13 protein-coding genes, 1 tRNA gene and 4 pseudogenes are annotated in these 12,315 nt (G+C 50.8%); 13 read left to right on the top strand and 5 right to left on the bottom strand.

Going from position 1 to position 12,315, the window contains the following annotated elements:
- The first annotated feature begins 8 nt into the window (after positions 1–8).
- The 7 genes and pseudogenes from yjeJ to Y71_RS30610 form a co-directional block, all read left to right on the top strand.
- The gene (yjeJ, locus tag Y71_RS04400) at positions 9–845 is read left to right on the top strand and encodes a YjeJ family protein (protein WP_081120699.1); all 837 of its coding nucleotides are present in this window, start codon (positions 9–11) and stop codon (positions 843–845) included.
- Positions 846–1,030: 185 nt separating this feature from the next.
- Positions 1,031–1,102, top strand: a pseudogene (locus Y71_RS31075) (hypothetical protein); the annotation flags it as partial.
- Positions 1,103–1,161: 59 nt separating this feature from the next.
- A pseudogene (locus Y71_RS30620) lies at positions 1,162–1,251 on the top strand (tyrosine-type recombinase/integrase); the annotation flags it as partial.
- Positions 1,245–1,454, top strand: a complete 210-nt coding sequence (locus tag Y71_RS04390; protein WP_007370270.1) for a hypothetical protein — start codon at positions 1,245–1,247, stop codon at positions 1,452–1,454. The pseudogene Y71_RS30620 and the gene Y71_RS04390, both read left to right, overlap by 7 nt.
- A 117-nt stretch (positions 1,455–1,571) precedes the next feature.
- Positions 1,572–2,033: a PAAR domain-containing protein gene (locus tag Y71_RS04385; protein WP_007370269.1), complete on the top strand. Its 462-nt coding sequence runs from the start codon at positions 1,572–1,574 to the stop codon at positions 2,031–2,033.
- A 10-nt stretch (positions 2,034–2,043) separates the two neighbouring features.
- A pseudogene (locus Y71_RS30975) lies at positions 2,044–2,241 on the top strand (PAAR domain-containing protein); the annotation flags it as partial.
- A gap of 138 nt (positions 2,242–2,379) precedes the next feature.
- Positions 2,380–2,556 (top strand): annotated as a pseudogene (locus tag Y71_RS30610) (PAAR domain-containing protein); the annotation flags it as partial.
- A gap of 18 nt (positions 2,557–2,574) precedes the next feature.
- Here the strand turns inward: Y71_RS30610 and Y71_RS04375 are convergent.
- Positions 2,575–3,722, bottom strand: a protein-coding gene (locus Y71_RS04375) for an IS3 family transposase (RefSeq protein WP_085949497.1) whose coding sequence is annotated in 2 segments (ribosomal slippage) — positions 2,575–3,485 and positions 3,485–3,722 — 1,149 coding nt in all. Because the reading frame shifts where the segments join, the coding sequence is not laid out codon by codon here.
- A 159-nt stretch (positions 3,723–3,881) separates the two neighbouring features.
- Between Y71_RS04375 and Y71_RS04370 the strand changes: the two genes are divergently transcribed.
- A complete protein-coding gene (locus Y71_RS04370; protein ID WP_007370267.1) occupies positions 3,882–4,409 on the top strand; it encodes a hypothetical protein in 528 nt (175 codons plus the stop codon).
- Positions 4,399–4,662 (top strand): hypothetical protein, encoded by a 264-nt coding sequence (locus Y71_RS30970; RefSeq protein WP_035942059.1) that lies wholly within the window; start codon positions 4,399–4,401, stop codon positions 4,660–4,662. The genes Y71_RS04370 and Y71_RS30970 overlap by 11 nt, the downstream gene beginning before the upstream one ends.
- 501 nt (positions 4,663–5,163) lie before the next feature.
- Here Y71_RS30970 and Y71_RS04360 read toward each other — a convergent pair.
- The 3 genes from Y71_RS04360 to Y71_RS04350 form a co-directional block, all read right to left on the bottom strand.
- Positions 5,164–5,237 (bottom strand) — tRNA-Gly (locus tag Y71_RS04360).
- Positions 5,238–5,329: 92 nt separating this feature from the next.
- A complete protein-coding gene (actS, locus tag Y71_RS04355; RefSeq protein WP_007370266.1) occupies positions 5,330–6,070 on the bottom strand; it encodes an amidase activator ActS in 741 nt (246 codons plus the stop codon).
- Between the two features lie 65 nt (positions 6,071–6,135).
- Positions 6,136–7,035, bottom strand: a complete 900-nt coding sequence (locus Y71_RS04350; RefSeq protein ID WP_007370265.1) for a LysR family transcriptional regulator — start codon at positions 7,033–7,035, stop codon at positions 6,136–6,138.
- 216 nt (positions 7,036–7,251) lie between these two features.
- Here Y71_RS04350 and Y71_RS04345 point away from each other — a divergent pair, with 216 nt between their 5' ends.
- The 4 genes from Y71_RS04345 to idi all read left to right on the top strand — a co-directional run bounded on the left by Y71_RS04345 (position 7,252) and on the right by idi (position 10,746).
- Positions 7,252–8,745, top strand: a complete 1,494-nt coding sequence (locus tag Y71_RS04345; protein WP_007370264.1) for a UbiD family decarboxylase — start codon at positions 7,252–7,254, stop codon at positions 8,743–8,745.
- Positions 8,746–8,755: 10 nt separating this feature from the next.
- Positions 8,756–9,343, top strand: coding sequence for a UbiX family flavin prenyltransferase (locus Y71_RS04340; protein ID WP_007370263.1), 588 nt, complete (start codon positions 8,756–8,758; stop codon positions 9,341–9,343).
- Between the two features lie 16 nt (positions 9,344–9,359).
- Positions 9,360–10,076 carry a DUF554 domain-containing protein gene (locus Y71_RS04335; protein WP_007370262.1) on the top strand — a complete coding sequence of 239 codons (717 nt, stop codon included), beginning with the start codon at positions 9,360–9,362 and terminating at the stop codon, positions 10,074–10,076.
- Between the two features lie 118 nt (positions 10,077–10,194).
- Positions 10,195–10,746 (top strand): isopentenyl-diphosphate Delta-isomerase, encoded by a 552-nt coding sequence (gene idi, locus Y71_RS04330; RefSeq protein ID WP_007370261.1) that lies wholly within the window; start codon positions 10,195–10,197, stop codon positions 10,744–10,746.
- Positions 10,747–10,794: 48 nt separating this feature from the next.
- Here the strand turns inward: idi and lysS are convergent, their stop codons facing one another.
- Entirely contained in the window at positions 10,795–12,312 is a 1,518-nt protein-coding gene (gene lysS, locus Y71_RS04325) for a lysine--tRNA ligase (RefSeq protein WP_007370260.1), read from the bottom strand.
- Positions 12,313–12,315 lie beyond the last annotated feature (3 nt).

Here is a 12,315-nt window from a genome sequence, read left to right as displayed (position 1 = left end):
AATGATAAATGAATATGTTAAAGGGAATAAACACGGGAGTTATCAACTCGGCAGATGGTGTACCTGTAATTGCGCTGAAAGTGATTGATTCTACCGATAGCGAGCAGTTACTTTTACTGCCACCTAATCAGTTGCAGGAGGTGATGTTTGCTCTGTTTAGCTGTTACCGCTCTTTGCATCGGCTCTACCAACAATCGCCAGACCAGATTCGTGAGCAGGTGAACGCTCACTCACAAACATTGAGCACCCATGTTCCGGCAATTTTTCTCGATGAGGTACAAAGCACCAGTGCTGAACGTTGCGTAACGAATTTTGTGCTCAAGCAGCGGCAGGACAGAATTAATTTCTTATTTTTATTACAGAATGGTGAAAATCTGTTACTGGTCTTAGACTATACGCAAATAGAATATGTTCTCAGTCTGCTGACAAACACTATCCAGAATGCGGGTAACGAGCAATTAATGGCACTGTGTTTGACTATGAATGACTTTATCCCGTTTTATGTCACCACCTTTAATAAGGATGAAAATAAAGGGATCGATTACAATCAATTTTCGGCGCCAGACTGGAAATCAGAGATTTTCGACACATTTCATTCCATTTTATTTATCCAGCCTGATGGCACAATTGCCTGTGGCGCGATCATTAAAGCAGAACCTGCATTTCCGACAGGTCGTATTGAGTTCATTGCAAAAATTTTATTGCATAATAATAAAATTTTCGTGCCGTATAAGAATCACACTATGAGTATCGATCATACCCGACTGGATATACCTGCGGGCGATGAGAGTATGGAAACGCTATTACGCGCGCATATAGAGCATCGGACAACGAAGCAGGGATAACAGGCTAACAGAGGAATATGGAGCGGGCGAAGGGAATCGAACAAAAATCCATTCCACTTCTGTAACCTACTGACAGATAACGATATTGCGATCAGCATAGGTAACTGATTACGTGATAATAGAGGATCATTATCGTGTCAATCAAGGGCCAGGCTTACCTTTACAAGCGAAAAGATGGAATCTGGATGTTTCAGATCTTCGTCCCGAAGTACCTCAGATTTTTATATCCGTGCCGGATGTGGCGCAAAACCACTTCAACCCGCGATTTCAATGAGGCTCGACGGTTTAGAAACCACCTGTTATTAGAATGGGAAGACAGACAGATCCGCGCTCAACCATGTATTACATCGGGTACGGTCAGGACGTGCAGGACGATTTAACAGAGGAGTTTTCTTTAGAATGGTGATCGATATGAAACACTTGATTGTGCTGATAGTGGCGCTATTACCAGCCCTGGCGAATGCCGGACAGATAACCCTGATTCTCAGTGATGAAGAGGAGACAGGCAACGCGAAGATTTGCGTATACAGCAACGCCAATTATACGGAGATAGTGACGATCAGACCGTCGCAGCAATGCCGCTACACAATGACCTTTGAGGAGGAGTAACCCCCTTTACTGGTTGTTACGAAACATAATTTTGCTTAAGTCTAATACTTGTTGCCCATGTGGTCATTGCTTGTAAAATAGCCACTGAAATTATTTCCATAGCAAGTAGAGGGACTTATGAAGCAATACACCAATGAACTCACCGCCGAAATGCTGGCAGCATTTGACCAGTCACCATTAACAGCTGAACAGCTCGCGGAAATGAACGAAGAAGCCCGTAATCTGATCGCTGAAAGAAACGCCTACAACCTCGCTCACCCAGTTACAGCCGCTTATCTGATTGCTACAGAGGGTAGCTTAACCCGCAACGGGGGAACGGTTATCAGTGAATACAACGGGCAGCAGATCGAAATTGAAGACGGAACACGCCTAAATGTATCTCTTGTGGGTGATGAAGTTCGTTATCCAGATGGAACCACCGCGAAAATCAGCACTGGAGTAGGCAATACCTCTGGTGACTCCGCCGCTCTTGTCGGTAGCTTACTCGACAACGGCGACGAAATTATCAGTAGCCCACAGAATGCCGGAAGAAGAGTAGTCCGAGCAGGGGAATCGTTGCCAGAAAACTTTCTGAAATAAGGCGGTCACTATGGCATCGGTTAACAGAGGCTGCACAGTTCACGGTAAGAACGTTGGTCTACATGGAGATAAAACATCTACAGGCGCACAATGTATTGCCGCCCGCCCCGGTATGTCTGTCATGGGCAAGTGGAAACTCTATATCGGCGATAAGACCACCCCTTGCCCGAAATGCGGGAAAGTGGGGGTGATAGTGAGCGGTGATCCTCGCTGCTCAAATAGCGCCGCAGTCGCCGTGGACGGTGCAGAAATCCACTGCGGTTGTCCACAGGGTACTAATTTTCTTATCGCGCCTGGCACCGTTGAGGTGAATACCCCTTCTTGGGCGACAGCGCCTGTAGAGCCAGTGCAACATGCACAGGCAGCGAAGAAGCAAAACACCTTTGCTGATACCTGCAAGCCAGAAGATAACCAGCTATTGAACGGCGTTTACCTCTGGACTGAAACAACAAGTGCAGGTCATGCTTTCGTTTCAGTGCATGAGAATAACAGCATCTATCTCTACACCTATGGACGCTATGGATGAATCGCCACGGATAATCTAGACACTTCCGAGCCGTTGATAATACTGGTTTTCATATTCTGTCGGTGACATCTGTTCGCTAGAACCATGCCGACGCTTACTGTTATAAAACATTTCGATGTAATCAAAAATATCACTGCGGGCTTCTTCCCGCGTTCCGTAGATCTTTTTCTTTATCCGTTCACGTTTCAACAACTGGAAAAAACTTTCTGCAACCGCATTATCATGGCAGTTACCGCGACGGCTCATGCTACCCTCCAGGCCGTGTGATTTCAGGAACGACTGCCACTCATGGCTTGTGTACTGACTGCCCTGATCCGAATGAACCAGCACCTGTTTTTCGGGATTACGCCGCCATACAGCCATCAGCAGTGCGTTCAGGACAATGTCCTTTGTCATCCGGGATTGCATGGACCAGCCGATAATTTTGCGTGAGAACAGATCAACAACAACGGCAAGATACAGCCAGCCTTCGTGGGTCCTGATGTAGGTTATGTCCGTTACCCAACGCTCATCAGGAGCATCCGGATTGAACTGTCGCTGGAGCCTGTTGGGTGACACGATACTGGCCTCGCCTTTACGTGCCCGCGGGCTTCGGTATCCGACCTGAGCCTTTATTCCGACACGTTTCATCAGTCTCCAGACTCTGTTTACTCCGCACTGTTGCCCGCTGTCACGCAGATCCAGATGGATTTTGCGATAACCATAGACGCATCCCGACTCCAGCCAGAACTGTTTAATCTGTCCTGTCAGTCTCAGGTCTGCCTGATGGCGTTGTGAATGCGGCTGCTGAAGCCAGGCGTAAAAACCACTGGGATGAACATCCAGCACCCGACAGAGCAGGCGAACAGGCCAGCAACAGGAGTTGTCACGGATAAAGGCGTACCTCAGTCGGACAGCTTTGCGAAGTACGCCGCGGCTTTTTTTAATATGTCCCGTTCGTCGGTAACCCGTTTCAGCTCTTTCTGGAGACGGCGGATCTCGGCCTGAGCATCTGACTGTTCTTTATTAGTGGAAGAATCCGGACCGTACTTCTTTATCCAGGCATAAAGGCTGTGGGTGGTGATATCGAGACGTGTTGCAACGCTGGCAACAGAATAACCGCGATCAACAACCTGTTTGACTGCTTCAGTTTTAAACTCTTCGGGATAACGCTTACCGCTCATGGGCACCTCTCTTTAAGCCATCTTAAATGACTCTGAGGTGTCTGTTAAACCCGTGGCGATTCAGGACGCACTGATAAAAGTACCTTCACTGGGGATGGGATTTTAGACTTTTTCCAAGATGAAGATGCGCGTAAGTATTACCGATACGAACTTTATGAAATGGGTGCTCGCGCTTTCCGCATTGATGATGCAGATCCTAAAATAACCCGTAACTTCTTCGAAAACCTTTGGAATGGCGGTGTAGCACCAATTCAAACGCCAAACATGCAAGACGGTACAAAGCGAAGAGGCCGCACGATTGATAAGTATGATGTGACTGGTAGCAACTGTACCACCCACTCAGTTGAGGGGATCAAGTTTGCTGGCTCAAAGTTATTCGATCACGGTTACACATCCACGACAACACAGCTACCAATCGACATAGAAGAAGATTTCACTATTCCGGTATCACTGCAAAGTTATCTTGAATCAAAGAGTGCAGACTTCTCCTCAATGCTCGTTGTCGAAATGACTAATACATTCAAACAGCAGTACCCTAACACCGAGAACAAAAGCCCTCAACCAATGGGAGGGAGTGCAAAAATTCAACAAGCTGCTGCCGATTCCGCTGCTGTTGCTGGCTCAACATCCCCATACTCAGGCGGTACAGTAGGCGGTTCATTGGGAAGCACTTACGATGATGAATAAGAAGTTCTGGATCAGGTGGATGAGTATCGCGCTGATCTGCGTAGCGTATTACGTTATCGTGCTTTATTTCGATCTGGTCTTCGCTCTTAACTTTTCAGAGACAATGAGCCAAGGAGGAGAATTTACCCCTTCTCAATGCACTTGGTTTGTTAAGGAGCTATCGCAAAATCACTCTGATTCGGCTTTAGCCTCTATCATTGGTTTCGCTGTCTGCGTCCCTCTGATCCTGCTTATCTTCAAGAAAGTGAGATGACCGCCAAAGGCTGGAGAGATCCTGCCTTTCCCCTTTTCCCTAATTTTAGACAATAGAAGCCATAAAGCCCCGTTGGTGATACAGCAACAAGCGTAGCGACTTCATCAGACTGTCAGAGGGATCACACCTTATCAGGATAACCGTGTACCCTTGCGGGAGCGTGGCTGAAGCGCTGATAGAGCCTACATGTCGTTTGTAGGTACGTTATCACCATAAACCTGTTTACGTGGCTCATAGGGCCGCACGTCGGGCTTTAATGCGTGTGTTCAATCTGTCGATGACATAACGATGCCTGGATGGGCTTTTTCTTCACGTTTTCTATCGCGGTGTGAGGATGCAACTGCCGCCAACGCTGAGTTATACTGTCATCTCACCATGTAACTTAGCGTGACAGTTACCAAGGGCGGATCACAATGGTAGAACCCATAGGCGACTAAAATAGGTAACTATTTAAGTTGCTGATAGAGAAGGCTTTTAAGGCTTCTCCACAAGGGGAAATTCTGGAGCGGGCGAAGGGAATCGAACCCTCGTATAGAGCTTGGGAAGCTCTCGTTCTACCATTGAACTACGCCCGCGTCGAAGTGCGTAACGCATTATAGTCTTTACGCACCGTCTGGCAAGATACGCCTGCGCTAACAGGTTAATTTATCGTCTGTTCGGCGCATTTTTAACATTTGGGTGGGCTGCCCTGCGGCGGTAAATAACGCAGCGGATCAATCGCCGTTGCCCGGTAGCGCAGCTGGAAGTGCAAGCGAACAGAATCCGCATCACTGCTGCCCATGGTGGCGATCTTCTGCCCCGCTTTCACGTTCTGTCCGTTATTCACCAGCATCGTATCGTTGTGCGCGTAGGCCGTAATGTAATCTTCGCTGTGCTTAATCATGATCAGATTACCGTAGCCACGAAGCTGGCTACCAACGTATACCACCTTCCCTGCACCAGCAGCATAGATGGCTTGCCCGCGCGAACCTGCAATATCAATCCCCTTATTCCCGCCGTCGGACGTGGAGTAACCCATAATCACTTTCCCGCTGGTCGGCCATCGCCAGCAGCGTTGCCCTACCGGCGGCCATGAGGATTGCGGCACGGCGGAGGAAGGCGTGACTTTAGCGGTTTTCGTGCTGGTTTTACCCGAGGATGCGCTGGCTTTAGAACCATTAACCTTCAACCGCTGCCCCACTTCGATGGTATATGGCGGGGAGATCCCGTTCATGCTGGCGAGATCTTTCACGCTGGTTCCGGTAATGCGTGAAATACGGTACAGCGTATCGCCCCGCTTAACCGTATAGGTGGAGCCGGAATAATTGCCTCCGGAAGAGGATTTCCCGGCGCAACCTGCCAGCAATAAAGCGAACGCCAGGCAAAAGGCAATGCGGAACGGGTTACTCATCAGGCGTCCTGCGCGCAAAACAGATCCTCGATTAAAATAAATGGCGACCTATGATAACAGCCACAATCCGGATGCCAATACTTTCACGATGAATGGCGCGGCATCGGGTAGCCCTGAGCAATGATTTCCATCATTTCCGGCAGATACGGCATCGCCGGCATCTTCACCAGAGCCGGGTAAAATACCTGTGGCGACGGAAAAACATCCACTACGTGGCAGTTTATTAATTTAGCTGCATCCACCTCTGATGACGGCAGCAGCGTTGCCGCAGCAAGACCAGACTCCAGCCATTCCAGAATCACACCAGGCTGGGTGATATGCATGATCACCCGCGGATTCCCACCCGCTTTACGGAACAGGTCGATTAACATCTCATACGTTCCGGCATCTTTTGCCCGGTGCAGCAGCACCAGCGGAAATGCCGCCAGCGCCTGGTAATCAAATGGGCTCGCTGGCATTTCAGGCAAACACTGTTTGCTGATCACCGCAACCAGCCGTACCGGATCGAAGGAGACATAATCAAAGCCTTCACTGCGGTAGGGGCGCTGGATCAACGCCAGATCGATCGCACCTTCGTTAAGCATGGTTTCCAGATGGCTGGAATCCGTTACCGAAATATTAATCTCCGCATCGGGATGACGCTTATAAAGCTCCAGCAACAATGGCTTGAAATACGATTGAAAAAGATGGGTTAAGCCGATTCTTAACTTGAATTTTTCTTTATTAGCAATAGCGATCGTTTCGCGGGCGGTGTCTTCAACCTGACGTAATATTTCGCATGCTTTACGATAAAGAAAATATCCGGCATCGGTTGGCTCAATACGATTTCCCTGGCGGGTAAACAGTGAAACCTGTAGCTCTTCTTCCAGTTCCTGGATCCGTTTACTCAATGGCGGCTGCGCCATATTCAGCACTTTCGCGGCCTGGCTTACGGATCCCTGCTCTATAACGCGGCAAAAATAGCGCAACCTTTTCAAATCCATACAGATCTACTCCACGATCCCCCGGCGCTCAGTATCACACTTAGCGCAGCAAAGGAAAAGTCTGGTTTTTTAATCAAATTAGAAACCTAAATTTAACAATTTTATAAATAGTACTTTTTTGATCTGGTCTGAGTCAGGAAAACGGTATTTGTTTAATGTTCCCTGGAAAAATAAGGTAGCCACCGACAGTAAACCCTTTTTCCGATGGAACAGACTATGTCAAATAGCGAAAATAAAAATACCAGCGGCGTTACAGATTTACGCTCGGCGATTGAATTATTAAAAACACTGCCCGGCGAATATGTCGAAACCGATACTGAAGTTGATCCACACGCCGAACTTTCCGGTGTTTACCGTTACGTTGGCGCGGGCGGCACCTGCCAGCGCCCAACACGTAAAAACGGCCCGGTGATGATGTTCAACAAAGTGAAGGGCTTCCAGGATATCAGCGTGGCTATCGGCCTGAACGGCTCGCGTAAACGCGTCAGCCATTTCCTCAACTGCGCGCCGGAAAAATTGGGCCACCTGCTGAAAGATTCCGTGCAGAACCCTATTCCGCCAGTACTGACCAAAGACAATGCCGTCTGCCAACAGGTGGTTCATCTGGCCAGCGACGCTAACTTCGACCTGCGCAAACTGCTACCAGCACCAACCAATACCGAAGAGGATGCCGGCCCGTACATCACAATGGGTCTATGCTACGCTTCCGATCCTGAAACACACGAATCCGATATCACCATTCATCGCCTTTGCGTACAGAGCCGCGACGAGCTGTCGATGTGGTTAACCCCGGGTCGCCATATCGATGCATTCCGCATGAAAGCGGAAGCCGCCGGGAAACCACTGCCGATCTCGATCAGCATTGGCGTCGATCCTGCTATCGAAATCGCCGCCTGCTTTGAGCCACCAACCACCCCGCTGGGTTATGACGAACTGAGCGTTGCCGGTGCCCTGCGCGGCAAGGCTGTAGAAATGGTGCAGTGTAAAACCATCAACGAACGCGCCATTGCGCATGCGGAGATCGTTATCGAAGGCGAACTGCTGCCGAACGTACGTCTGCGTGAAGATCAGAACACCAATACCGGTAAAGCGATGCCTGAATTTCCCGGCTATACCGGCGAGGCCAAAGATGCACTGCCGGTAATCAAAGTCAAAGCCGTCACCCATCGCTACAACCCGATCTGGCGTACCACTGTGGGTCCAGGCGAAGAACACGTCAATATGGCGGGCATCCCGACGGAAGCCAGTATCCTCGATATGGTGGGCCGTGCAATGCCGGGCAAGCTGCTCAACGTGTTCGCTCACTCTGCGGGTGGCGGTAAACTTCTGGCGGTGATGCAATTCAAAAAATTCTCCCCGGCGGATGAAGGCCGTCAGCGCCAGGCAGCCCTGCTGGCATTCTCTGCCTTCCCGGAACTGAAACACGTGATTCTGGTTGATGAAGACGTGGATATTTTCGACAGCGACGATGTGCTGTGGGCGATGCAAACCCGATATCAGGGTGATGTCGATACCGTCACGATTCCCGGGGTTCGCTGTCATCCGCTCGATCCCTCGCAGATCCCGGCTTACAGCCCGAGCATTTTGCAGCAGGGAATGTCCTGCAAAACCCTCTTTGACTGTACGGTGCCATTCCACCTGAAAAGCCATTTTGAACGCTCGAAGTTTAAAGAGGTTGATGTGAAACGCTTCCTGCCAGATTTCGAGTAAGGGGAACAATGTGGCGGCATCTCAACGCATCATTGTCGGCATTAGCGGTGCTTCTGGTTTTCAGTATGGCGTAAAGGCACTTGAGCTTTTACGTGCGCAGGCTCCTGAAGTCCACCTGGTTATCTCAAAAGGGGCGGAAAAAACCTGTGAGCTGGAAACGGACTATCAGTTGGATGAGGTGATGGCACTGGCAGATGTGGTTCACCCTATTGGTAATCTTGGCGCAGCCATTTCCAGCGGATCGTTTAAAACAATGGGCATGCTCGTTGCCCCCTGTTCCATGCGTTCGCTGGGATCCATCGCAAACTGCCTGACAGATAACCTGCTAACCCGGGCCGCCGACGTGGTGCTTAAAGAGCGCCGCCGTCTGGTGCTGCTGGCGCGCGAAACGCCACTTAACCTCGGACATATTCGCAACATGTTGGCGGTAACAGAAATGGGCGGAATTATTTTCCCGCCGGTTCCGGCGCTATACCAGCGCCCGCAAACCACTGATGAAATCATTACCCACAGCGTCAGCCGCGCGTTAGACCTGTTTGGTATTGATGTGAAAAACCTTCCGCGTTGGGGCGAGGGCAACCTGGCTCATAACGCGTAATCATGCAGGAAATATTATGTTAATCGGTCCTTATGTGAATGGCGCTGCCGTTATTGTCGGCGGTTTGCTGGGTTCACTCGTTGGCAAACGTATTCCGGAGCGCGTGAAAGTGGCGCTGCCCCTGACCTTTGGTCTCTGTTCGGTCGGTCTTGGTATCAACCTGGTGATAAAAGTGAAGTTCATGCCTGCCGTGGTTCTGGCGATGGTGCTGGGCGCAGTCATTGGCGAAGCATTCTTTCTGGAAAAACAGATCGGTAGAGCGGCAGGCACAACACGCGGCTTAATCAACCGCGTGTTCCCACCGGTTCAGGGCCTGGGCCACGATGAATTTACGGAGAAATTTGTCGCGATTCTGGTGCTGTTTTGCGCCAGCGGCACCGGTATCTTCGGTGCGATGCATGAAGGCATGACTGGCGATCCCTCCATCCTGTATATCAAAACGGTGCTCGATTTGTTTACCGCCGCCATTTTCGCCACCATGCTGGGCTTCTCAGTCATGACCATCGGTTTACCACTGATTGCCGTGCAGGTTGCGCTGGCAACGCTGGCGGTTTACATCCTGCACATGATCACTCCGGACATGATGGGGGATTTCTCCTGCGCGGGAGGGCTAATCATGGTCGCAACGGGGCTGCGGATTTGTAATATCAAGCCGTTCCCGGTGGCGAATATGTTGCCCGGACTGGTACTGGTAATGCCCTTTTCCGCTCTCTGGGCAAAACTTTTCGCCTGATAGTTGGTTATAATCGCGTTTGCCCGGTGGCGCTGTGGCTGGCTGGTTTGCAGAGATCGTGTTCCCTGTAAACTGGCTAAGTCCAGCGCCACCCGGCGTTTTACGTTCGGGAGCCGTTATGGGTAAACAAGAGCACGTTATTTTAGTGAATGAGCAGGGAGTGGTAACCGGTACGCAGGAAAAGTACGCCGCACATACATCGCAAACGCCGTTACATCTGGCTTTTTCATGCTGGATTTTTAATGCCGCAGGGCAGTCTCTGGTGACACGGCGTGCATTAAGCAAAAAAGCCTGGCCAGGCGTCTGGACGAACTCCGTATGCGGGCATCCGCAAAAAGGGGAAACCACCGAACAGGCTCTTATTCGCCGCTGCCGTTATGAAGTCGGCGCCGGGCTCGGGCACATTACCGCCATCGCACCAGAGTTCCGTTACCGTGAAACCGATCCTTCCGGCATCGTGGAAAACGAAATCTGCCCGGTCTTCGCCGCACAAATCACAACGCCGTTGACGATTAACTACGATGAAGTGATGGAATATCAGTGGGTGGATCTGGAAGCGTTATTGCAGGCGCTCAATGCTACGCCCTGGGCTTTTAGCCCCTGGATGGTGGCAGAAGCAGCCACTGCGCAGCCCGCGCTCAGAAATTTTGCCGCCACATTGCAGGTATAAAAAAGCCCCGACGTTGTTCACGCCGGGGCTTTTTTTATCGCTGGGCGATTACTTCACCGGACGCATTGCCGGGAACAGAATCACGTCGCGAATGGTGTGGCTGTTGGTAAACAGCATTACCATACGGTCGATACCAATGCCCAGACCCGCCGTCGGCGGCAGACCGTGTTCCAGCGCGGTCACGTAGTCTTCGTCGAAGAACATCGCTTCGTCGTCGCCCGCATCCTTCGCTGCAACCTGGTCAGCAAAACGCTGCGCCTGATCTTCCGCGTCATTCAGCTCGCTAAAGCCGTTACCAATTTCACGACCGCCGATGAAGAACTCGAAGCGATCGGTGATTTCCGGATTAACGTCGTTACGGCGCGCCAGCGGGGAAACTTCCGCCGGGTATTCCGTAATAAAGGTCGGTTGAATAAGATGTGCTTCGGCCACTTCTTCGAAGATTTCGGTCACGATACGGCCCAGACCCCAGCTCTTCTCAACTTTGATACCGATGCTTTCAGCAATCGCCTTCGCGCTGTCGAAGTTATCCAGATCCGCCATGTTGGTTTCCGGACGGTATTTCTTGATCGCTTCGCGCATGGTCAGTTTTTCGAACGGTTTGCCGAAGTCGAAAACTTCATCGCCGTAAGGCACTTCGGTTTTGCCGAGGATGTTCTGCGCCAGCGTGCGGAACAACGATTCGGTCAGTTCGATCAGATCTTTATAATCCGCATACGCCATATAGAGTTCCATCATGGTGAACTCAGGGTTATGGCGAACGGAGATACCTTCGTTACGGAAGTTACGGTTGATTTCGAACACGCGCTCGAAGCCGCCAACCACCAGACGTTTGAGGTACAGTTCCGGCGCGATACGCAGATACATGTCCAGATCAAGCGCGTTATGATGAGTGATAAACGGACGCGCGGACGCACCGCCAGGGATCACTTGCATCATCGGCGTTTCAACTTCCATAAAGTCGCGGCTCACCATAAACTGGCGAATACCGGCCAGGATCTGCGAACGCACTTTAAAGGTATTGCGGGATTCATCGTTAGAGATGAGGTCCAGGTAACGCTGGCGATAACGCGCTTCCTGATCCTGCAAGCCGTGGAATTTATCCGGCAGCGGACGCAGAGCTTTAGTCAACAGACGCAGTTCGGTGCAGTGAATGGAAAGTTCGCCGGTCTTGGTTTTGAACAGCTTGCCGCGCGCGCCGAGGATATCGCCGAGGTCCCATTTTTTGAACTGCTCGTTATACACGCCTTCTGCAAGATCATCGCGCGCAACGTACAGCTGAATTCGACCGCCCACATCCTGCAAGGTTACGAATGAGGCTTTACCCATAATGCGGCGGGTCATCATGCGGCCAGCAACGGCCACTTCAATGCCCAGGGCTTCCAGTTCTTCGTTCTCTTTGCCATCAAATTCAGCGTGCAGCTTGTCAGAGGTCTGGTCACGACGGAAATCGTTCGGGAACGGCACACCCTGCTCGCGCAGTTGCGCCAGCTTCTCGCGGCGGGTTTTCAGTTCATTGTTAAGATCGACTGCCGCGTCAGCGCCCTGTGCTTGTTGTTCAGACATGTT

Origin of the sequence: Kosakonia radicincitans DSM 16656, assembly GCF_000280495.2 — a bacterium.
Lineage (GTDB): Bacteria > Pseudomonadota > Gammaproteobacteria > Enterobacterales > Enterobacteriaceae > Kosakonia > Kosakonia radicincitans.
This window is presented reverse-complemented; position numbering and strand designations above follow the sequence as displayed.